Below are 24,643 nucleotides of genomic sequence, written 5' to 3' on the forward strand. Positions count from 1 at the left end.
CGCTTCAGTGTCGATATATGGATTGCCGAGGGCCGAGGGTGTCATCGCTGGACGATTTCGATACGACTTCGGTCCTTTCGGACACGGTGATGGCGAATGTTGTATGGCCGTCCGAGCTGTTCCCACTCTCCGCCGCTCAGCGTGGAATGTGGTTCGCCCAGCACCTGCTGGGCGACGTTCCGATCGTCATTGCTCAGTACGTAGAGGTCGGTATCGCTGATCTCGACATCGGCCTGCTCGCACGGATCGGACCCGCCGCACTCCGGGAACTCGGTACGGGGCTGCTCCGAATTGTCGAGTGGGACGGTGAGCCGCTCCAGACGGTCGACGAGTCGCTTGGCTTCGAGATGACACATCTCGACTTCCGTTCCGACCCTGATCCGCGGGCTGCGGCTCTCGCGTGGATGCGCGCCGAATGCAGCAACCCGATTGATCTCCTCCATGATCGGCTGATCCGTTCGGCAATGTTGCGCGTCGCCGACGACTGCTACTTCTGGTACTCGCGAATTCACCACATCGCCCTCGACGGCTTCGGCGCCATGACGTTCATGAACCGTGCCGCGGAGCTGTACACCGCGGCGGTCGAGGGTCGCGCGCCCGCCGAGTTCACCGCCAGTGGATTGCGGGAGGTCGTCGAGGAAGAGGCCCGCTACCGCACGTCGAGCCGGTTCGAGACGGACCGCAAGTACTGGGCCGAACGCAGCCACAATCTTCCACCGACGATCAGCCTCGCCGGGCGAGCGGCCGAGATCGGCGCGCAGTCGCTGGTGAGCAGCGCACCGCTGTCCGCCGCTACGACAGCCGCACTGCAGAGTCTGACCGACCGGGAACCCGGGGCGACGTTCGCGACAGCCGCGGTCGCTGCCGTCTCTGCATTCTTTTCCCACCTGACCGGCCAGGACGACGTGGTGTTGAGCTTGCCGGTCTCGGCACGCACCACCTCCCGGTTGCGCCGCTCGGGCGGCATGATCTCCAATGTCCTTCCGATCCGACTCTCGGTCGGGGACGAAACGACCTCCGTCGACTTGATGAGACGTACACAACTGGCGCTGACCGGAGCGCTACGTCACCAGAGATACCGGCACGAGGACATACGACGGGACGCGGGCGTCCTGGGTGGTCGTCGCGGCTTTTTCGGTCCGTCGATCAACATCATGATGTTCCACGCCGAGATTCGGCTCGGTCCGTCGATCGGCAGGCTCCACGTGCTGACCACCGGTCCGGTGGAGGACCTCGCAGTGAACATCTATCCCGGTGTCGCAGGCGACGTTGCGCAGGTCGACTTCGAGGCCAACCCGAATCTGTACACCGAACAGGAGCTGCGCGGTCACCATGCCCGGTTCCTCGAATTCTTTGCCGCCTTCGCCGCGTCAGCCGCAACCGACCGCATCGCCGCTCTCGATGTGCTGCACGCCGACGAACGTGCGGATCTTGTGCCATGTCGCGGTCCGCAGGCAGAGCCGGAGCGGCTCCTCCCCGACTTGCTGGCCGACGGCGTTGCCGCCGCACCGGACGCAGTCGCGATTCGGGCGTCGGGACGGGAGGTCACCTACCACGAGCTCGACGAGCGATCCAATCAACTGGCGCGACTACTGATCGAATCGGGGGCCGGACCGGAAACCTTCGTCGTGCTGAGTCTTCCCAGGTCGGCGGAGTCACTCGTCGCGTTCTGGGCGGTCGCGAAGACCGGGGCCGCCTTCGTGCCTGTCGATCCGAAGCTCCCACCCGAGCGAGTCGCGCACATGCTGTCCGATTCGGGGGCACTGGTGGGGCTCACACTGCACGAACTGCGTGCAACACTGCCCGACGGGATTCACTGGCTGGTCCTCGACGACGACGAGGTGCGCGCACGCTGTGAACGACAGCGGAGCGCCGCGATCGGCGACGTGGATCGCCGCGCCCCGCTGTCAATCCGTCACCCCGCGTACATGATCTACACATCGGGATCGACCGGGCTTCCGAAAGGGGTCGTCGTCACCCACAGCGGTCTGTCGAACTTCGCGGCCGCCGCCCGCCCGGAACTCGGCATTCACCACGAATCGCGGATGCTGCGGTTCTCGTCGGCCAGCTTCGATGCCTCGGTGTTCGAGATGATCCAGGCCTTCAGCGCCGGTGCCACGATGGTCGTCGCCCCGCCCGAGGTGCACGGTGGAAGCGACCTCGTCGACCTGCTGAGCGAACAGCAGGTGACCCACATCATCACGGCTCCCACGGTGATGAACACAGTCGACCCGCGTGGGCTCGAACATCTCGAGGCGGTGGTGGTCGGCGGTGACGTGTGCACCCCCGACCTCGTGGAGCGGTTCGGGCAGGTGTGCCGCTTCACCAACAGTTACGGGCCGACCGAGACGACCATCATTATCACCGCAGGTGAGCCGCTGACGCCGGGCGAACCGATTGCCATCGGCCGCCCGATCCAGGGTACGAGCGTCGTGGTGCTCGACCGCAAGCTCCGCGCCGTGCCCGCCGGGGTGGTGGGTGAGCTCTACCTCGCAGGCCCCGGAATCGCACGCGGCTATCACCATCGGCACGGGCTGACGGCGAACCGATTCGTGGCCAACCCCTTCGGTGAGCCGGGGTCGCGGCTCTACCGCACCGGTGACGAGGTGCGCTGGGTGCGGTCGTCTCAGGGAACCGGGGCGGGGCACTACACGCTCGAGTTCATCGGCCGGTCCGACACCCAGGTCAAGATCCGTGGCTTCCGCATCGAACTCGGCGAGATCGACTCGGCACTGCTCGCCCAGGCCGGCGTCAACTTCGCGGCGACGGTGGTTCATCGGACGGCGGGCGGCACGACGGCGCTGGTCTCGTACGTGCGCCTCGACACCGGTCGTGAATTCGATCCGGTCGCGATTGTCGAGGGCGTCGCCGAAATCGTGCCGTCCCACATGATCCCGTCGGCGGTAATGCGGCTCGAACACGTGCCGGTGACGGCGGCCGGCAAACTCGACCGCAGTGCACTGCCGCAACCACACTTCGGATCAACTGAACACGAGTTCCGCGCCGCGTCGACACCGGCGGAGGAGCAGCTCTCGGGTCTCGTCGCCGAGGCACTCGGCCTCGACCGGGTCAGTGTGGACGACAGTCTCTTCGCGCTCGGCGGCGACAGCATCGTCGCGATGCAGATCGCCGCCCGAGCCAGGGAGTTCGGTCTCAGCTTCAGTGCGCGGGCCGTGTTCGAGCACAAGACGATCGCCGGAATCGCCGCGGTGGCGGTGCCGGTGGAGGCAGAATCGGCGGTCGTCCTCGAGGAGCTCGAGGGCGGCGGCGTCGGGCGTATCCCACCGACGCCGATCATGTACTCGATGCTCGAGCGGGGCCCCTTCGCCGACTTCTTCCAGGCGCTGCTGCTGACCCTGCCGCCTGATGTCGATACGGATCGGTTGAGTGCGACGCTCGCGGCGGTGCTCGATCATCATGATGCCCTGCGTTCGAAGTTCGTCCCTGACGGTGACGGTACCTGGGCGTTCGAAACGATGGCTGCCGGTAGCGTGCCGGCCGGCGATCGGATTTCGAGGATCGTCACGGCGGCGGCACCCGGCAGCCGCGCGTTCACCGACGTGGTGAGCGCCGAGTGTGCGGCGGCTGCGGCCCGCCTGGACCCGGAAAACGGGATCATGCTCCAGCTGGTGTGGTGTGTCTCCGAATCTGCGGGCGCACCAGGCCGACTGCTGGTTATCGCGCATCACCTGGTGGTGGACGGTGTGTCGTGGCGCGTGCTGTTGCCGGACCTCGCGACGGCGTGGCTGCAGCTGGGCGCGGGGCAGACGCCGACGCCGGCCCCGGTGGGCACGTCGTTCCGCCGCTGGGCGTATGGACTGCAGGACGCGGCAGATCGAGGAGCGCACGCAGACGAATTACCCTATTGGCGAGAGGTTCTCAGCGGTCCCGACCCACAGATCGGCACACGACCGATCGCGCCCGCGATCGACACGATGCGCACGACCGAGCGGGTACATATCGACGTGAGTCCCGCAGTGACCGATGCGGTGCTCGCTCGACTTCCCGATGTGTTCGGCTGCGGCGTCAACGACGGACTCCTGTCGGCGCTGGCGATGGCGGTCGTGCAGTGGCGACACTCGCACGGGATCGACGAGCGTTCGGTGTTACTGACGTTGGAAGGTCATGGGCGCGAGGAGGAGGCGGTGGCCGGCGCGGATCTTGCACGTACCGTCGGTTGGTTCACCAGCGCTTTCCCGGTCCGGCTCGGGCTGCCGGCCGTTGATCTCGGCGGGGCCTTCGAGGGTGGACATGCTGCCGGTGTCGTGATCAAGACCGTCAAGGAACAGCTCGTCGCGGTGCCTGCCCGTGGCGTCGGATTCGGATTGCTTCGGCATCTCGACGAGAGCGCGAGGTCGATTCTCGGGGGCCTTCCTGAGCCGCAGATCAGTTTCAACTACCTGGGCCGCATGGGCGTGCAACACCTCGGCGACTTGCAGGATCTCGGCTGGCTGCCGGACCTCGAGGCACCGGACCTGATCACAGCGAGCGGATCCGGCATGGCCGTGGCTGCGGTGATCGACATCAACGCGATGGTGGTCGACGGCCCCGAGGGGCCGCGGTTGACGGCATCGTTCGCGTATCCGACCGGGGTGATCCGCGACTCCGACGTCGCGGCCCTCGCGGATCTGTGGCGAAGCGCCCTCGATGGTCTTGCCGCGCACACAGTTCAGCCTGTCGCGGGTGGTCTGACACCGTCCGATTGCCAGCTGGTCACGGTGAGCCAGAGTCGGATCGAGCGTTGGGAACACTCGTACCCGGGGCTACGAGAGATCTGGTCGCTGTCCCCGTTGCAGTCCGGTCTGCTGTTCCACTCGACGCTGGCCGCCGATTCGCTGGACATCTACACCGCGCAACTGCGCATCGACCTCGAGGGCGCGGTCGACTCCGCGAGGTTGCGCCGTGCCGCAGCAGGCGTGCTCGCACACCACGCGACTCTGCGTGCCGCATTCGAGTACGACGATCACGGTATCCCGGCGCAGTTGGTTGTCGACAGGGTGGACGTGCCGTGGCGTGAGGTGGATCTGACCGGGTGCGGGTCGGCGGCGGGAGTGGAACTCGAGCGTCTCCTCGACGACGACCGTGTCGCCCGATTCGACCTCGCCCGTCCTCCGCTTTTGCGCCTGCTGTTGATTCGCACCGCACCCGAGCGTCACGTGCTGGCACTGACCAACCATCACATCATCCTCGACGGGTGGTCGATGCCACTGCTGGTGCGCGAGTTGCTGGTTCGCTATGTCGCGGACGACGCTCCCGCCCTGCCGGAGCCGCGGCCGTACAGCACGTACCTGGAATGGGTGGCGACACTCGACCGGGACGCGTCCTTACGCGCCTGGGAACGTGCGCTGGCGGGGCTCGACGAGCCGACACTGCTGGCGCCGCACGCGTCCTCGGAACAGCATGGCGTGCCGGGTGAGGTCGACATCGCGCTGCCCGCGGCCCTGATCGGTGCGCTCGACACGGTGGTGACGCGCCATGGAGTCACCATGAACACCGTCGTCCAGGCGGCGTGGGGAATACTGCTGTCCCGGTTGCTCTCCCGTCGTGATGTGGTGTTCGGTGCCACCGTGTCGGGTCGGCCGCCGCAGCTGTCCGGTGTCGAGAGCATGCTGGGGCTTTTCATCAACACGGTGCCCGTGCGGGTGTGGATGGACCCGGACGAGACGTGCGCGCAGCTGCTCGCCCGCCTCCAGGGTGAGCAAGTTTCCCTGCTCGATCACCATTACCTCGGACTGGGTGACATCCAGGCACGCATAGGTCTGGGCAACCTGTTCGACACGTTGTCGGTGTTCGAGTCGTACCCCGTCGACAAGTCCGGATTCGACGAGCACACCGACATCGCGGGAATGCGAGTGACCGCTCTCGATGCGCGTGACGCCACGCACTACCCGATCACCCTGCTGTCCATCCTCGAACCTCGACTGCGGCTGAGCCTGCGTTATCAGCACGGAATTTTCGATCGCGATACCGTCACGACACTCGCGGCGCGCGTGATCGGGATTCTCGAGACCATTGCGCGCGACGCGGACACACCGGTCGGCGACGTCGACCTTTTCGTTCCGAAGGAACGGGAGCAGGTGGTCGACACCTGGAATGCAACGGAACACCAGGTACCGCGCCTCACCCTCGCCGAGCTGTTCGACGCGCAGGTGGCCCACACGCCCGACGCCCCCGCCGTCGTGTTCGAGGGGACGGTGCTGACGTACACAGAGTTCGACGCCCGCGCGAATAAGCTGGCACGGTTCCTGATCAGCGGCGGTGTGGGCCCCGAATCGCACGTGGGTGTAGCGGTGCGACGCTCGGTGGATATGCTGGTGGGAATCTACGCCGTGATCAAGGCCGGCGGCGCCTACGTCCCGATAGACCCGGACCAGCCGGCCGAGCGGATCGCGTACGTCGTGGCTACCGCCGGTTTAGTCGTCGTTCTCACCACCACCGCGGATCGCGTCGCGCTGCCCGCCGAGGTGCCGGCCCTCGACCTCGACACCCTCGATGTATCGGCGCTGTCCGATGACCCCATCCGGGATCGGGACCGGTTGGGGCCGTTGCATACCCGAAACCCTGCGTATGTCATCTTCACCTCAGGCTCCACGGGCACACCCAAGGGGGTGTCGGTGCCGCACGAGGGCATCGTCAACCGGCTGCTGTGGATGCAGCATCGGTACCCACTGAGCGACGACGACACGGTTCTCCAGAAGACCCCCGTGACATTCGACGTGTCGGTGTGGGAGTTGTTCTGGCCGTTGCAGACCGGCGCGCGACTGGTGATCGCCGAGCCCGACGGGCACCGGGACCCCGCCTATCTCGAGCGGGTCATCCGCGCAGAATCTGTGACCACGGTGCATTTCGTGCCGTCGATGCTCGCCGTATTCCTGGCCGGAGCGCATGTCGATGGGTGCAAGTCGCTGCGCCGGGTGTTCACCAGTGGTGAGGCATTGCCGACTGTGACGGCGGCGAATCTGCACCGGGTGAGCGGGGCGGAGCTGCACAACCTGTACGGTCCCACCGAGGCAGCGGTGGACGTGACCTACTACGAGACCGGGCCGGACGAGACCACCGTGCCGATCGGAGCACCGGTCTGGAACACCCATACGTATGTGCTCGACGGACGCCTGCGTCCCGTCCCCGTCGGAGTAGCGGGGGAGTTGTATCTCGGCGGTGTCCAGCTCGCGCGCGGATACCAGGCCCGGTCCGATCTGACGGCGGACAGGTTCGTCGCGAACCCCTTCGCGGCCGCGGGAACCGTGCAAGACGGCAGTCGGCTGTACCGCACCGGCGACCTTGTTCGGTGGCTGCCGACCGGGCAGCTCGAATACCTGGGCCGCACGGACTTCCAGGTCAAGCTTCGCGGCCAGCGCATCGAACTCGGTGAGATCGAGGCGGCGCTGCACCGGCACGCAGATGTTGCACAGGCGGTGGCACTGGCCCGCAACGACGGGTCCACCGGCGACTACCTCGCCGGTTACGTGGTGCCTGCGCCCGGGAGGTCCCCGGACGTGCGGGCGCTTCTCGACGCTGCCGCAACGGTGCTTCCCCGGTACATGGTGCCGTCGGCGCTGGTCGTGCTCGCGGAACTGCCGTTGACTGCGAACGGCAAACTCGACCGCAAGGCACTGCCGGTTCCCGAGTTCGCGAGTTCGGCGCAGTTCGTCCCGCCCGGCACCCCGACCGAGTACGCCCTCGCGGAGATTCTCGCGGACGTACTCGGCGCCTCGCGGATCGGGATGTCGGACAATTTCTTCGACCTCGGGGGTAACTCCCTCATCGCGACCCGTGTTGTTGCCCGGATCAACAATGAGCTCGGCACCGGGTTGACCGTGCGGTCGCTGTTCGAGTCGCCCACCGTCGGGGTTCTGGCCACCGTCGTCGACCGGATACACGCCGGTGCAGGACCGCGCCCCGCGCTCGTGTCCGGCCCGAGGCCCGACAGGCTCCCCCTGTCCCTGGCTCAGACCCGAGTGTGGTTCCTCAATCGGTTCGACCCCACGTCGAGTGCCTACAACGTGGCGGCGGCACTGCGGCTGTCCGGTCCCCTCGACGTCGACGCACTCCGCCGGGCCGCCGCGGACATCCTGGAACGGCACGAATCGCTGCGGACGATGTTTCCCGAATCCCCTGACGGCCCGTCTCAGGTGGTGCTGCCGGTCGATCACGCCGCGACCGGCGATCTGATCGACGTTGCGCCCGACGTCGTCCCGGCCGCTGCTCTGGATACACGGATCCGGGAGGCAATGGCACGCGGATTCGACGTCACCACGCAAATCCCGATCGCTCTGACATTGGTGCGGTGCGAGGCTACTGACGAACACGTGTTGGTGATGGTGGTGCACCACATCAGCATCGACGGCTGGTCGATTCAGGTACTCGCCCGCGATCTGGTGCACGCCTACTCCACGCGCACAGCCGGCGACGCGCCGTCGTGGACCCCGCTGCCGGTGCAGTATGCGGATTACACCCTGTGGCAACGAGGCTTTCTCGGCTCGGAGGACGATCCCACGTCGCTGATGTCGCAGGAACTCGAGTACTGGGCGGATGCGCTCGCGGGTGTGCCGGACGTGCTGGCTCTGCCGCTCGACCGGCCACGTCCGGCCGTACGGTCGGGGGTGGGTGCGAGTGTCGATTTCGCGGTGCCGGTGGCGACGGTGGTGCGTCTCGCGGCGCTGGCCCGTGAGCAGGGTGCGACCCCGTTCATGGTTGTGCATGCGGCGTTGGCGGTGCTGTTGGCGAAGTTGAGTGGGACATCGGATATCGCGATCGGGTCGCCGGTGGCGGGTCGTGGTGATGCGGCGTTGGACGATCTGGTGGGCATGTTCGTCAACACATTGGTATTGCGGGCCGATTGTGAGCCGAGTCAGTCGTTCACGGGTCTGGTGGGGCGGGTGCGCGATTCGGACCTCGAGGCGTTCGGCAGGGCTGATGTGCCGTTCGAGCGGTTGGTGGACAAATTGAATCCAGTGCGGTCGCAGTCTTTCTCGCCGCTGTTTCAGGTGCTGTTGGCGTTCCAGAATTTCGCGCCGTCGAGGGTGGAGCTTCCGGGTTTGACGGTGTCACCGGTGGAAGTGGAGTGGGAGGCTGCGCAGTTCGACCTCTCGATGGCTCTGAGTGAGGCGGCCGGGGGTGGGTATGCGGGGAGGCTGTCGTATGCGGCGGACATCTTCGATGGTCCGACGGTGTGCGGGATCGCCGAGGGATTCGTGCGGGTGCTCGACGCGGTCATCGAGAATCCGTCCGTCGCGGTGGGCGACGTCGACTTGCTGGGTCCGGCCGAGCGGCAACGGGTGCTCGCGGCTGCGGCCCCTGAGCCACTGCCTGTGCAGGCACGGACGTTGCCGGAGATTCTGGCGGCCGGCGTCGCGTCGAACCCCGTGGGTGTTGCGTTGACCTGCGGTGGTGTGGAGATGTCGTATTCGGACCTCGACTCCCGATCGAACCGACTGGCCCGAGTGCTGATCTCTCGTGGTGTCGGTCCTGAAACATTTGTCGCGTTGGCCTTCGCTCGGTCCATCGAATCAGTGGTTGCGGTGTGGGCGGTCGCGAAGGCGGGCGGCGGGTTCGTGCCGATCGATCCGAAACTGCCGGTCGAGCGGATCGAGTACATGGTGGCCGATTCAGGGGCCGTGATCGGTCTTACCAGCGCCGAGACCACGTCGCTGCCGGGAAAGGTTGCCTGGCTGGTACCCACCGCGGGTGACGTGCAGGATCGGTGGGACGAGGTTTCGGCGGCACAGATCACAGACGGCGAGCGCGGTGCGCCGGTCGCGTTGTCCAATGCGGCCTACATGATCTACACGTCGGGTTCGACCGGGGTCCCGAAGGGTGTCGTTGTAACCCATGCCGGGCTGGCGTCGTTCTGTGCGGACGCCCGCCTCGAACTGAACTTGACCGGCAACTCGCGGGTGTTGAGGTTCTCGTCGTCGAGCTTCGATGCGTCGGTATTCGAGATGATCGCGGGGTTCAGTGCCGGCGCCACCTTGGTTGTCGCTCCACCCGAGATCATCGGTGGCGGCGAGCTCGCGGAGTTGCTGCGCGTCGAGCGGGTCACCCACATCATCACAGCGCCGGCGGCGCTGGGGATCGTCGACCCGGACGGGCTCGACGACCTCCAAGCCGTGGTCGTCGGAGGAGACGTCTGCCCGCCGGAGTTGGTCGCGAAGTTCGCACCCGCCTGTCGCTTCTTCAACAGTTACGGTCCCACAGAGACCACCATCATCATCTCCATGACCGAGCCGCTCGTGCCGGAGGAACGAATCACGATCGGCACCCCGATCGAGGGCGCCGGAGCTGTTGTCCTCGATGCAAGGCTGCATCCCTCTCCGGTCGGCGTGATCGGCGAGCTGTATCTGTCGGGCAGTGGGCTCGCCCGCGGCTACCATGCCCGCGGTGCACTCACGGCAGGTCGATTCGTGGCTAATCCCTTCAGGGGTTCCGGCGAACTGATGTACCGCACGGGCGATCTGGTGCGGTGGACGAAAGACGGACGACTGGACTTCGTCGGGCGAATCGACTCACAGGTGCAATTGCGGGGTCTGCGGATCGAACTCGGTGAGATCGAGACAGCGCTCAGCAGGTGCGAAGGAGTCGCGCAGACCGTCGTGGTCTTGCGCCACGATCCCCACACCGGTGAACAACTGGTGGGATACGTAGTTCCCGATACCATGGCTGCCCTGGACCCGGCGGCGCTGCGCATCAGGGTGGGCGAGACTCTGCCGACCTATATGGTGCCGTCGCAGGTGATGGTCGTCGACGCGTTGCCGTTGAATCCCAGTGGGAAGCTCGACCGACGGGCGTTGCCCGCGCCGTCGTTCGTCGTTCGGGAGTTTCGGGCGCCGACTACGCCGGTCGAGGAGGTCGTGGCGGGTATTTTCGCGGAGGTGCTGGGGCTCGAGCGGGTCGGTCTGGACGACGATTTCTTTGCGTTGGGCGGTAATTCGTTGGTTGCGACGCAGGTGGTGTCCCGGTTGGGTGCGGCGTTGGACACGCGTGTGCCGGTTCGGGTGATCTTCGAGGCGTCGACGGTGGCGGCGCTGTCGGTGCGGGCCGAGCAGCATGCCGGTGAAGGTGGGCGGCCGGCGTTGACCCGTCGGGTGCGGCCGGCGCGGATTCCGTTGTCGTTGGCGCAGCAGCGGATGTGGTTCTTCAACCAGTTCGACCCGGAGTCGGCGGCCTTCAACATTCCTCTGGCGATTCGGCTTTCCGGCGATCTGGACATCGAATTGCTGCAGACAGCATTGCTCGACGTGATCGACCGGCACGAAGCCCTGCGCACCATGTTCCCGGACTCGGGCCACGGGCCGTCTCAGGTAATCGTCCCCACATCTGCGCTCCCGCTGAGTGTGGCGCCGGAGCGGGTCGCTCCGGAGGAGGCACATGCCCGCGTATTCGACTTCGTGGGGCGCGGGTTCGACGTGGCCCGGGAAGTTCCGTTGCGCGTGAGGCTGTTCCAGCTCGACGATCACGAGTTCGTGCTGGCGATGGTAGTTCATCACATTTCCAGTGACGGCGGCTCAGCAGCGCCGATGTCGCGCGACATCGTGGTGGCGTATGCCGCGCGGCGTGAGGGACGGGAGCCAGGCTGGTCGCCGCTCGAGGTGCAGTATGCGGACTACACCCTGTGGCAGCGGGAGATTCTCGGCGCGCAGGACGATCCGACGTCACTGATCTCGGAACAACTGCGGTACTGGACCGAGGTTCTGGCAGATCTGCCGGAGATGGTGGAGCTGCCGACGGATCATCCGCGTCCGCCAGTGCAATCACCGCGCGGCGCAAAGGTCGGCTTCACTCTGAGTTCGAATCTGGCCGAGCGTATCGATCAGCTGGCGCGAGAATATAACTCGACCTTCTTCATGGTCGTCCACGCGTCGCTGGCGGTGCTGATGGCCCACCTGAGCGGAACTGAGGACATCCCCATCGGCACACAGATCGCCGGACGCGGCGACCCGGCACTCGACGACCTCATCGGCATGTTCGGCAACACACTGGTGCTGCGCAGCCGCGTCGACCCCGCACTGTCGTTCGCCGACATTCTGGCCGACGTCCGGGAAGTCGACCTCGCCGCATTCGGCAACCCCGACGTTCCGCTGGAACGCCTGGTGGAAGTCCTCAATCCCACGCGTTCCACGGCCCATTCAGCGCTGTTCCAGGTACTGCTGGTGGTTCACAATTTCGTCCGGTCCAGGGTGACTCTGCCGGGCCTGGAGATCGCCCCGCTGGAAACGGACATCGTCGGTGCGAAACTCGATCTCGAATTCCACTTCACCGACACCTCGGATTCGGAGGGGCATCGGACCGGAATCGAGGGATCAATCGTCTATGCGCTCGACCTGTTCCAGGAATCGACGGTCGCCCGATTCGCGACCCAACTCGTCACCATCCTCGAGACGGTCACACGCGATGTGACCATACCGGTCGGCGAGCTCGAGTTGCGAAGCGTCGACGAGCGTGCGGCGATGGATCGGTGGAATGCCACAGCTGTGGTTGTCGAGGGCGGGACCCTGGTGCAGCTGTTCGACGAGCAGGTACGCCGGACGCCGGATGCGGTGGCGGTGGTGTTCGAGGAACAGTCGTTGACCTACGCCGAGTTCGATTCTCGCGCGAATCGGCTGGCCCGATACTTGATCTCACGAGAGGTAGGACCGGAGTCGCTGGTGGGGCTGGGCATGAGTCGCTCCCTCGCGATGATGGTGAGCATTTACGCTGTGCTCAAAGCCGGTGCCGGGTACCTGCCGCTGGATCCGGAGCATCCTGCAGACCGCACCGAGTACGTGATTGCGACCGCGAAACCCGCCGTGGTGCTGACCACGTCCACGGACCGTGGTGACCTGCCGGCGTCGGTGGACGCCGACGAGGTCGACATCCTGGACCTGTCGGTCTTCGACTCGGAGACGGTGACCGACGCGTCCAGGCTGGCGCCACTGCGGCCCGAGAATCTCGCCTATGCGATCTTCACGTCCGGGTCCGCAGGGCGACCGAAAGGCGTCGCTGTCAGCCACCGCTCGGTGGTGAACCAGATTGCGTGGATGCGTAGCCGCTACGCGCTCGGCGATCGCGACACGGTGTTGCACAAGACGCCCATCACCTTCGACGCGTCGGTGTGGGAGTTGTTCTATCCACTACAGGTCGGTGCCCGATTGGTGATTGCCGCGCCCGGGGGACATCGTGACCCCGAGTACCTGATGCGGATGTCGGACCGGTGGCACGTCACGATCTTGGAATTCGTGCCGTCGATGCTCGCGTTGTTCCTCGCGGAATCGTCGCTCGCACTGCCGCGGTCGCTGCGGTACGTCTCGGTCGGCGGAGAAGCGCTGCCCTCGGACCTGGCCGCTCGGTTCGCTGCGCGCACCGACGCAGTGCTGGACAATACCTACGGTCCCACGGAAGCCACGGTGACCTCGACCGTGCATCGCTGCCTGCGGGGCGTGTCCGGTCCGATACCGATCGGGAGACCGATAAGGAACACCCGCACGTTCGTGCTGGACCGCCGGTTACACCGCGTGCCCGTCGGCGTGCCGGGGGAGTTGTATCTCGCCGGAATCCAGCTCGCCCGCGGCTATCACGCCCGCGGGGCGCTGACGGCAGAACGTTTCGTCGCCCATCCCTTCGCCGACTCCGGTGAGCGGCTGTACCGCACGGGTGATCTGGTGCGGTGGAATTCGAGTGGTGACCTCGAATACCTGGGTCGCACCGATTTCCAGGTGAAGCTACGTGGCCTGCGGATCGAACTCGGGGAGATCGAGACCGCGCTGACGGCAGACGAGTCGGTGGACCAGGCCGTGGTGGTCGTGCGCGACGGTGAATTCGGTCAGCAATTGGTCGGGTATGTGCTGCCGTCCCGCGGGCGGACCGTCGACGTCGAGGCGACACGCGAGGTGGTGAGCACATCGCTGCCGAACTACATGGTGCCTGACGTGCTGGTCGTGCTCGACGCGTTGCCGTTGAATCCCAGTGGGAAGCTCGACCGACGGGCGTTGCCTGCGCCGTCGTTCGTCGTTCGGGAGTTTCGGGCGCCGACTACGCTGGTCGAGGAGGTCGTGGCGGGTATTTTCGCGGAGGTGCTGGGGCTCGAGCGGGTCGGTCTGGACGACGATTTCTTTGCGTTGGGCGGTAATTCGTTGGTTGCGGCGCAGGTGGTGTCCCGGTTGGGTGCGGCGTTGGACACGCGTGTGCCGGTTCGGGTGATCTTCGAGGCGTCGACGGTGGCGGCGCTGGCGGTGCGGGCCGAGCAGCATGCCGGTGAAGGTGGGCGGCCGGCGTTGACCCGTCGGGTGCGGCCGGCGCGGATTCCGTTGTCGTTGGCGCAGCAGCGGATGTGGTTCCTCAACCAGTTCGACCCGGAGTCGGCGGCATACAACATTCCGCTTGTGGTCCGCCTGTCCGGTGAACTGGATGTGGCAGCGATACAGGCTTCGGTGCTCGACGTGTTCGCTCGGCACGAGGCCTTGCGGACGGTGTTCCCGGACTCGGACCAGGGGCCGGCACAGCGCATCGTGCATGCGTCGAGAGTGTCGATGGACCTGACGCCGATTCCGGTCGCGGACGAGGACGAGCTGCGGATGCGGGTGGCTGCATTGCTCACGGCGGGCTTCGAGGTCACGGAATCGGTGCCGGTGCGCGGGGCGCTGTACCGGATGTCGAAGTCCGAGCACGTCTTGGCGGTGGTGGTGCACCATATCTGCGCGGACGGTTTCTCGACCGGGCCGATGGGCCGAGACGTGTTGGTGGCATATGCCGCCCGGCACGCAGGGCACGAGCCGTCCTGGACGCCGTTGCCGGTGCAGTATGCGGATTACGCGTTGTGGCAGCGGGAGGTGCTGGGTTCGGAGGACGATCCGGGATCGTTGATGTCGCAGCAGATCGCGTACTGGTTGGGTGCGTTGTCGGGGCTGCCGGATGCGCTGGCGTTACCTACCGACCGGCCACGCCCGGCGGTGCGGTCGGGCCTCGGTTCCAGCGTGGATTTCACCGTGCCGGCGGCAACGGTGGCGCGTCTCGTGTCGCTGGCGCGAGAGGCGGGTGCGACGCCGTTCATGGTGGTGCATGCGGCGTTAGCGGTGCTCTTGGCGAGGCTGAGTGGGGCGACCGATATCGCGATCGGGTCGCCGATCGCGGGCCGTGGTGATGCGGCGTTGGACGATCTGGTGGGCATGTTCGTCAATACGTTGGTGTTGCGGGCGCAGTACGAGCCGGACGAATCGTTCGCGGAGCTACTGGGGCGGATGCGCGATGCGGATCTCGAGGCGTTCTCGCGGGCGGACGTTCCGTTCGAACGATTGGTGGAAAAGCTGAATCCGATTCGGTCTCAGTCGTTCTCTCCGTTGTTCCAGGTGATGTTGGCGTTTCAGAACTTCAGTCGGCCGGCGGTGCAGCTTCCGGGATTGACGGTCTCGCCGGTGGAGGTCGATCGGCAAGCGGTGCAGTTCGACCTGTCGATGACTGTGGGTGAGTCGGCAGATGGAGGGGGTGGATTCGTGGGAAGGCTGTCCTACGCGACGGATGTGTTCGACGGCGCGACGGTGCGCGAGATCGCGCGCAGGTTCGTGCGAATTCTCGAAGCGGTGGTGGATGATCCGATGATGCCGGTGGGCGACATCTCGATCGTCGAAGAGAACGAGCGGCGTCAGATGCTGCGCGAGTGGAACATCACGGGACACGACGTCCCGGATGGACTGCTGCTCGACGGATTCGATGCGCAGGTGGCCCGAACACCGGACGCGGTGGCAATCGTGTACGACAACGAGTCGCTGTCGTATGCCGAGTTCTCTGCTCGGGTGAACCGATTGGCTCGAAGATTGATCGACGAGGGTGTAGGACCGGAGTCGTTGGTGGCATTGGGGATGCGCCGGTCGCTGGAGTTGGTGACAGGAATCTACGCGGTGCTCCGAACGGGTGCTGCATTCGTGCCGTTGGACCCTGATCAACCCCCGGCACGCAACGACTACATCCTGGAAACCACAGGACCCGTCTGCGTCCTGTCCACCTCCCGAGACGGATTCGACACGTCCCGGAATCGAGTGCTGAACGTTGACGCCCTCGATTTGTCGGTGTATTCGTCCGAGCCGGTTGGGGAGTCCGAAGTCGTGACGCCCGCACGGCCGGAAAATCTGGCGTACGTGATCTTTACATCTGGATCGACCGGGCGGCCCAAAGGGGTTTCGGTCAGCCATCGCGCGATTGTCAACCAAATGGCCTGGTTGGCAGCCGAATACGAGCTCGGCGACTCCGATGTCGTGGTGCAGAAGACGCCGGTGACGTTCGACGTGTCGATGTGGGAATTACTGGTTCCGCTGGCCGTCGGTGCCCGGATGATCGTCGCGCGTCCAGACGGTCATCGGGATCCGGACTATCTGCTGTCACTGATGCAAGACTCCGGTGTTACCGTGGCCGCGTTCGTACCGTCGATGCTGGCGGCGCTCCTGGCCGATCCGGAGGCGTGTCTACCGGATTCGTTGCGGTGTGTTTTTGCCGGTGGGGAAGAATTGCCGGTGGAGTTGTCTGCGCGATGTGCGTCGCGGTCGAAGGCTCGTCTCGACAACAAGTACGGTCCCACGGAATATGCGGTCACTGCGACGTCCCACCGATGCGACGGACTCGAGCGGGAATCGGTCCCGATTGGTGAACCTGTGTGGAACACCACCGCACTGGTCTTGGATCGACGTCTCCACCCGGTGCCCATCGGGGTCGAAGGAGAGCTGTATCTGGCAGGAGTGCAGCTGTCTCGCGGCTATCATCGCCGCCAGGGGCTGACGGCGGAGCGATTCGTGGCCGATCCGTTCGGGGCAGCAGGGACGCGTCTCTATCGCACGGGGGACGTGGTCAAGTGGAACCCACGCGGACAGCTGATGTATGTGGGTCGGCTGGACTCTCAGGTGAAGGTGCGCGGGCTGCGTATCGAGCTCGGCGAGATCGAGACCGCGCTGGTGGCGCAGCAGACGATCGTGCAGGCCGTTGTGATCGTGCACGACGGCGAGTTCGGTCAGCAGCTGGTCGGGTACGTGGTCCCCGCAGGGGGTCGGTTGATCGACGTGGAATCGGTCCGTGTCACGGCCGGCAGGTCGCTGCCCCAGTACATGGTGCCGGATGTGCTGATGGTGCTCGACGAATTGCCTCTGACCGCGAGCGGCAAGCTGGATAGGAACGCATTGCCTGCCCCGGCGTTCACGAAGCGGGAGTTCCGGGGGCCGACGACGCGCGTCGAGCGAATCGTGACCTCGGCCTTCACCGACATTCTCGGTGTCGAACAGGTGGGGCTGGATGACGACTTCTTCGCGTTGGGCGGCAATTCCCTGGTCGCGCCCAGGATCGTCGCCCGATTGAAGCAAGACCTGAGTGCGGCAGTTCCGTTGCAGTGGCTGTTCACGGATCCCGCCGTCGAAGCATTGGCCGCTCGGATCGAGAACGGAGCCAAGGGTCCGGTGGAGGAAGGGTTCGGGCCGCTGCTTCGGATCCGAGCGGACGGTGAAGGGGGACCGCCGCTGTTTTGTATCCATCCCATCGTCGGACTGTCGTGGTGCTATTCGGGTCTACGTCAGTACATCGAACCTGATCTGCCGATCTACGGGATCCAGAGTCCGTCGATTCTCGAGGACAGCTATCTTCCGGAGTCTCTCGATGAACTTGCGGACCGGTACGTCCGTGAGATTCGCCAGATCCGACCATCCGGTCCGTACCGATTGCTCGGCTGGTCACTCGGCGGTGTCATCGCGCATGCGATGGCGGTCCGGATTCAGGCAGCCGGCGAGGGTGTGGAATTGTTGGCAATGATGGACAGCTTCGCCGGCGTGACGGCGGTCGAGGAAGGGTCGCCCACGGATGTCTCGGTGCGTGAGTTGCTGGGTGGGTTCGGTATCGAAGAGACAGCAGTCGAGCGCATCTCCGACCCGAGCCTCGGTGGTGTCGCGGTCGCGCTGGCCGAAATGTCCGGGCACTCCGTCGAGCACACCGAGAAGGTCGTGGGGCGGCTCGTGTCGGCGGCGGACCGAAACTCGAGGTTGATGTCGGAGTACCGGCCTGCATGCTTCGACGGAGACATCGTGTTCTTCACCGCGGCGGCCGACGATGCCACCGGCGCGAGGGCGGCCCGCGGATGGGAGAACGCGGTCACGGGGGTGGTGCACAACCATGCCGTGGCAGTCACGCATTGGCAGATGACGTCACCCGACGCTCTCGCCGTCGCCGGCCCGATCTTGAACGAGGCACTGAGAGAGCAATCAACATGACGGGTGAACCGGCCGGTCACCGCGCGAGCAGAGCCTCGCAGGAACGCGCCGCGCACGCGCACGCCTGAACCGTCGCGGTGTCGATGGCCGGGCGTCCCGCCTGGGACCGCCAGAACCGAAGGGCCGTCAGCGCGACACGCGAGATCTGCTCGGGGGCGGCGTCGGCGCGCGTGATGCCCCCGTCCGCATCAGCCGAGGCGCCGACCCTCGTTGTCGCGCCGACCAGTGTGCCGGTGAGAAAGACACCGAGGTCGGGTATCCGGGGATGGATGGTGGCGGCCCAACTGATCGGCCAGGACGACACACCCTCGGCGACAACCACCACAACCTCGTCCGTCGAACAGGCCTCGTCGGCCGGCGAAACCGGGCAGGACGACACGGTGCAGAACCCGGCACCTGCCCAGCCGATGGGCGGCGGAACGCCGGGACGCGGCGGCGCCGGACCGCGGTAGGTCAGACCTCGGTCAGTGCGCCAGCCGACAGTGAGGCGTAGATGAGCATGAACACGAACAACATCCAGCCCGCACCCTGCCAGATCGGCCACCGGCCACCGGCCCGCCACACCCGGTAGGTCTGCACGAAGGCTCCGACCCCGCCCAGGAGCAGCAACGCGGGTGGGCCGAAGACGAGGACGTACTTCTCCCCGCCGGCACACGTCATCATCGACTCGACGCAATCGCCGGACCCGATCGACATCCACGCGACCGAGAGGAGCGCAACGACGAGTGCACCGCCCATCACCGCCACCGTGTACGTGGCGGCGCGGCGAAAAGTGAGATCGGCGCCCGAAGTCATCATGTCGGAGGGTACTCGGTTCGCAACGCGGGCCGTCACGGAAAACAGCAGCGCCCCCACCGATCACGGTGGGGGCGCTGCTGTCACTGCTGTCGGCTAGCTCTTCCGGCCGGGTGCCTTCGCGCCTGCCTTGAAACCGAGTCCGCCGGGCTTGGCCGGCGGCGGAGCCTTCACCGTTTCCGGTGCCTTGCCGTTGGATCCATCGCCGTTCGACTCCTCGACCTTCGGAGCCGCGGTCTCGGTTGCCTCGACCTTCGGCGCTTCAGCTGCGGGAGCCTCCGCCTTTGGTGCTTCGGCCTTCGGAGCTGCGGCCTTGGGGGCCGCGGCCTTTCGGGCTCCGGGAGCCTTGGCGCCGCTCTTGAAACCGAGTCCACCGGCCTTCGCCGCCGGGGGAGCCTTCGGCGCCTCGGCTGCGGGGGCCTCCGAAGCCGAGGAGGTGTCGGCGACCTGCGGTTCGGCAGCCTGGGGTTCGGCGACTGCCGGCTCGGCGGGAGCGTCCGCGGGAGCGGCCTTCGCGCCGGGAGCCTTCGCCTTGCCCTTCATCTGCAGACCCTTGCCGCCCGGTGCCTTGGCGCCGGACGCGAGTCCGAGTCCCTTCGGCTTCGCCGCGGAGGCATCCTGAGCAGGGGTTTCCGCTGCGGGAGCCTCTGCCGCCGGTTCGTCGGCAGCCGGAGCGGCGGCCTTCGCGCCGGGAGCCTTGGCGGCACCCTTCATCTGCAGACCCTTGCCGCCCGGTGCCTTCGCACCGCCGGCGAGTCCCAGACCCTTGGGCTTGGGTGCCTCCGCTGCGGGCGCCTCCGTACCGTCGGCTGGTGCGGGAGCTGCCTTCTTGGCGCCGGGAGCCTTCGCTCCGCCTGCCATGCCGAGTCCCTTGCCGGGAGCCTTCGCCCCGCCTGCCATGCCGAGTCCCTTGCCGGGTGCCTTGGCGCCGGGAGCCTTCGCCCCGGGTGCCTTGGCCAGGCCCTTCATCGCCAGGCCCTTGCCCGTTGGAGCTTCCGTGGCGGCCGGCGTTGCAGCGGCCTCCTCGACCTCTTCGACGCGCTCCTTCTCGATTACCTCGGCCGTGGCCTCGGCTGCTGCCGGCGATCCGGCCGGTTCGGCCGGCTTCTCGCGGGGAATGACCTTGATGTTCTCGCTCAGCTTCTCGGGCTCGAGACGCGTGATGGACGAGAGCATCAGCTGGGCGACGTCGACGACCTCGACGCCCTCGCCCTGGCCGGACTCCTGGCGAGCGGTGACACCGTCGGTGAGCATGACGCGGCAGAACGGGCAGCCGGTCGCGATCTTCTTCGGATCCGTGCTGAGCGCCTCGTCGACCCGGTCGATGTTGATGCGCTTGCCGATGTTCTCTTCCATCCACATGCGGGCACCACCGGCACCACAGCACATGGACCGTTCGCCGTGACGGGGCATTTCCTTCAACTTGGCGCCGGAGGCCTCCATCAGCTCGCGGGGAGCGTCGTAGACCTTGTTGTGGCGGCCGAGGAAGCAGGGGTCGTGGTAGGTGACGTCCTCCCCGACGGATGCGACCGGGATCAGCTTCTTCTGGCGGACCAGGCGGTTGAGCAGCTGAGTGTGGTGAACCACCTCGTAGTCGCCGCCGACCTCCGGGTACTCGTTGCCGAGGGCGTTGAAGCAGTGCGCGCAGGTGACGACGATCTTGCGCTTGCGCTGCTCGACGCCGTCGAAGACCGAGTTCAGCAACTCGATGTTCTGCATGGCGAGCTGCTGGAACAGGAATTCGTTACCTGCGCGACGAGCGGAGTCGCCGGTGCACGTCTCGTCGGCGCCGAGGACCATGAACTTCACGCCGGCGGTGGCGAGCAGTTCGGCGACGGCCTTGGTGGTCTTCTTGGCGCGGTCCTCGTAGGCGCCGGCGCAGCCGACCCAGAACAGGTACTCGTAGTCCTCGAAGCTGTCGGCATCCTGGCCGAACACCGGGATCTCGAAGTCCATCTCACTGATCCAGTTGAGACGGTCCTTGGAGTTCTGACCCCAGGGGTTGCCCTTGTTCTCGAGGTTCTTGAACAGGCCGGCCAGCTCGGACGGGAACTCCGACTCGATCAGCACCTGGTAGCGGCGCATGTCGATGATGTGGTCGACGTGCTCGATGTCGACGGGGCACTGCTCGACACACGCGCCGCAGTTGGTGCAGCTCCACAGCGTCTCGGCGTCGATGACCGGGGCCAGCTCGCCGTCGACGGTCTCGCCGACCAGCTTGCGCTCGGCCTCCCGGCGCGCAGCCTCGGGGATTGCGGCCAGTTTGGTCTCGTCCACGGCGCCGTCGCCGTCCACCAGGCCGATCTCGTCGCCGCCCATGTCCTTGCGGCCACCGGCCAGCAGGTACGGGGCCTTCGCGTAACCGTGGTCACGCAGCGAGGTGATCAGCAGCTTCGGGGACAGCGGCTTGCCGGTGTTCCAGGCGGGACACTGCGACTGGCAGCGCCCGCACTCGGTGCAGGTGGTGAAGTCCAGCCAGCCCTTCCAGGAGAAGTCCTCGATGTTGCCGGCGCCGAACGTGTCGGTGTCGGGGTCGGCGTCCTCCATGTTGATGGGCTTGCCGCCCGACATCATCGGCTTGGCCGCACCGAGGGCGACGTCGCCGTCGTCCTCACGCTTGAAGTAGATGTTCGCGAACGCCGCGAAGCGGTGCCAGGCGACACCCCAGGTGATGTTGCGTCCGACGACGTAGAGCCAGATCATGCCCGACATCAGCTTGACGAAGGCGAAGAACGCGACCATGTTCGGGCTCGCGGGCAGCAGCTTCGCGAGGTTCATCGTGAAGAAGTCGGTCCACGGGTTGGCGTGGCCGTAGGTGGCGATCTTGCCGGCCTTCACGAAGATCATGCCCAGGCCCTCGATGAGGACGACGGCCTCGACGAAATACGCGGCCTTGAAATCGGAGCCACTGAACCGGGACAGCCGGGCGGGCACGCGGGGGTGATTGAGCTGGCGGATCACGATCAGCGTGGTGATACCGATGACCGTGCCGAGGCCCAGGATCTCGTCGATGAAGTGGTAGACGGCGGTGTTACCGACCAGTGGCCAGTGGAACGCCGGGTCGAACGTCTGCCCGTACGCCTCGAACCACACGATGGCTCCGAGCATGAACCCGACCATGACCAGCCAGTGAGCCCAGCCGACGGTGCGGAACTTGCTCATGCGGGTGTGCGCGATGAACTCCACACACATCTGCTTGAAGCGCGGGAAAAAGGGACGCCATCGGTCCGGGGCCGACTGGCCGATCCGGACGACGTTGACCATCTTCAATGCGCCAGTGATGAAGGAGAACCAACATACGAGGCTCAGCAGCACGCCGATGGTGCCCAACGTGATCGTCAGGGCATTCATGTCGCGGCCTTTCGTTTCAGGGCGGCAGGGCGGCCACCTCGGGACTGCTCGTGATCCTAACGCTTGCTAAGTTACCCGCTAGTAACTTATTCAGTGTACCTGCGGGTAACTTACCGGCGCTCAGCGGGATCTCTGCAGCTCGGGCGCCGATGGGGCATGTGGTGCATGCCACAATCGGACTTTCTGTTCGCCACGTTAAAGGGTCGGAATCGCGGCGTTCACCCAAGGTCGCCCTAACTTCGGCCGGCTGCCGCCGGAAGCGGTACCCGCCTGCTTCGCGAGAGGGCTCCGACGGTCGTTTTCGTCACGAATTCGACGCGTTTGCATTGCGACCGGATAACGATGGGCAACTATTTCGGGTGCTCACGTCGACGCTGCCGAAATCCGTCCCGGGTGAGGTAATTCAGGCCGTGCAATTCGCGCGAATTACACCCATTCGAATCGCTACTGATCGGTAACTTGCGGGTGTGATGAATTTTTCGTCAATGAACATTTCGGCCGTGATTCCGCTGTTACTCTGAGCGTGTTTTCCGGCCCTGGCCAGCGGTCACACGGGGGGCCGAGCAGTGCACTTCGATCACACCAGAACTTCGTCGGGACGCTCCTGAAATGAGGCATCAATGATCGTGAGACAAGCTGCAGTCACGGCAGGGATGGCGGTCGCCGCCATGGGGCTTGCTGCCGGAGTGTCACATGCGGGACCGGTTCCGGCGCCGGCGCCGGCCGTGACGTCCACGGCACCCGGGACGCTTCCGTTCAACGACGTCGCGTCCCGTGAGGAGAACGACAGGGCGTTCGCCCAGTTCGGTGCGCAGGTCGGCATCGCCGTCACGGTCGGAAGCCTGGTCGGAACCATTGCTGGAGCCGGAATCGGCTGTATCGCAACACTTCCCGCTGGCTGTGTCGCCGGACTGGTGACCGGAGCCGGTATCGGCGGGGTTATTGGAACCATCGTCGCCGGCGGCCCGACTCTCGGCGTCAGCGCATATCAGTTGTGGGAGACGTACAACGCCGCTCCGGGGACGTCGATGTACGCGGACAGGGACGAGTAGGGCCCCTCGCATCAGCGCCCGGCCCCGTCGTGTCCTGCACGGCGGGGCCGAGTCGTGTGTGGGGCCGCTCAAAGAAACCGACCGGTTCCCCGCTTTCTGTAGGAATAACTACACCAGCGACTGGTGCCATTCTTCAAATTCGGTCGGAGTCCCGTCCCGGGGCGAAATTTCATAACCCCTCGCCGACTATTATTTCGGCACTTTTCTCGAGTCGAGTCTCAATTGGGATCTATCACATCAGCAAGTTACTGTTTAGCAACGGATGGGGTTGGACTTATAAGGGGAACCGAATGAAGTTGCGTCGAGTCGTCACGACATCGGCTTTGGTGGCGAGTGTCTTCGCCACAGGATCTGGGCTTGCGATCGCTGATCCGGCCGAGCCTCAGGGGCAGATCGGCTACGAGACTCACGTTGAGGATCGTGCCGTCGTCACGAAGATCGATGCAGGTGCATTCGTCGTGTCGTCGGATGGGCAATCTGTTGCGCTCGAAGACGGTGCTGGAAATGCCGTCGTCTCGCTGCCCCTCGCGTACCGGTTCGACGGTCTGCAGTTCCCTTTCGAAGAGAAGGTCAGCGATGACGGTAAGACGCTCACGTTGACGCCGGTCATCGATCGCGCACAGGCGACGCCGATCGCAGACGCTGATCTCCCGCTGCACGATGTTGCTTCGGTCGAAGAAAACACCCGTGCGCAGGCCAATTTCGGTCAGCAACTTGCACTGGCCTCTGCGGTCGGTGGGCTGGCCGGCACTGTCGTGGGAGGCGCGATCGGATTGGTCGGCCTGATTGCGGGGCCTGTGGCGCTGGCGACCGTCCCGGTGTTCGCGGCAGTCGGCGCAATCGCCGGAACCGTCGTAGTCGGTGGGCCGACGCTCGTCATTGCGGGTATCCAGCTGGCCCAGACGCTTGCGGCGCCCGAGGGCACCACGATCTGGGCGAAGAACGACAAGAAGGCGAAGTAGCCAGTTGTCAGGGCGCAGGCGCCCAGGAGAGGTGTGAGAATCCATGGCGGAACTGTTTGGCATCTTGGCCGACATCTTTGGCTACGTGATCACAATCGTGACGGTCGGACCGAAGCTGCTCTGACGTCTTCACGAGAGATGTGAGCAGGGCCTACCTGCATGGCGAAGTGGGTGAAGTAGCCGCACCCCGCAGTACCTCGAACCGCCCGCCTCCCTTCGGAGGCGGGCGGTTCGTCCTTGTGCGGCCTCGCGTAAGTGAACCTCGTCACAC

At 65.7% G+C, this 24,643-nt stretch carries 6 protein-coding genes; 3 read left to right on the top strand and 3 right to left on the bottom strand.

Going from position 1 to position 24,643, the window contains the following annotated elements:
• Positions 1-17 precede the first annotated feature (17 nt).
• Complete coding sequence (locus QM841_RS21310; protein WP_502943281.1) at positions 18-18,212, top strand: non-ribosomal peptide synthase/polyketide synthase; 18,195 nt, start codon at positions 18-20, stop codon at positions 18,210-18,212.
• Between the two features lie 16 nt (positions 18,213-18,228).
• On the opposite strand, the gene QM841_RS21315 is transcribed toward QM841_RS21310, so the two are convergent.
• The 3 genes from QM841_RS21315 to QM841_RS21325 all read right to left on the bottom strand — a co-directional run bounded on the left by QM841_RS21315 (position 18,229) and on the right by QM841_RS21325 (position 22,358).
• Positions 18,229-18,534, bottom strand: coding sequence for a hypothetical protein (locus QM841_RS21315; RefSeq protein WP_283333480.1), 306 nt, complete (start codon positions 18,532-18,534; stop codon positions 18,229-18,231).
• A 131-nt stretch (positions 18,535-18,665) separates the two neighbouring features.
• Positions 18,666-19,067: a hypothetical protein gene (locus QM841_RS21320; RefSeq protein ID WP_283333481.1), complete on the bottom strand. Its 402-nt coding sequence runs from the start codon at positions 19,065-19,067 to the stop codon at positions 18,666-18,668.
• A 36-nt stretch (positions 19,068-19,103) separates the two neighbouring features.
• Positions 19,104-22,358, bottom strand: coding sequence for a (Fe-S)-binding protein (locus QM841_RS21325; RefSeq protein ID WP_283333482.1), 3,255 nt, complete (start codon positions 22,356-22,358; stop codon positions 19,104-19,106).
• A gap of 620 nt (positions 22,359-22,978) precedes the next feature.
• On the opposite strand from QM841_RS21325, the gene QM841_RS21330 reads away from it, so the two are divergent.
• Positions 22,979-23,410 (top strand): hypothetical protein, encoded by a 432-nt coding sequence (locus QM841_RS21330; RefSeq protein ID WP_283333483.1) that lies wholly within the window; start codon positions 22,979-22,981, stop codon positions 23,408-23,410.
• A 290-nt stretch (positions 23,411-23,700) separates the two neighbouring features.
• Positions 23,701-24,372 carry a DUF8020 domain-containing protein gene (locus QM841_RS21335; protein ID WP_283333484.1) on the top strand — a complete coding sequence of 224 codons (672 nt, stop codon included), beginning with the start codon at positions 23,701-23,703 and terminating at the stop codon, positions 24,370-24,372.
• Positions 24,373-24,643 lie beyond the last annotated feature (271 nt).

Source organism: Rhodococcus sp. IEGM 1307 (assembly GCF_030056915.1).
GTDB classification, from domain to species: Bacteria; Actinomycetota; Actinomycetes; order Mycobacteriales; family Mycobacteriaceae; genus Rhodococcus_F; species Rhodococcus_F opacus_D.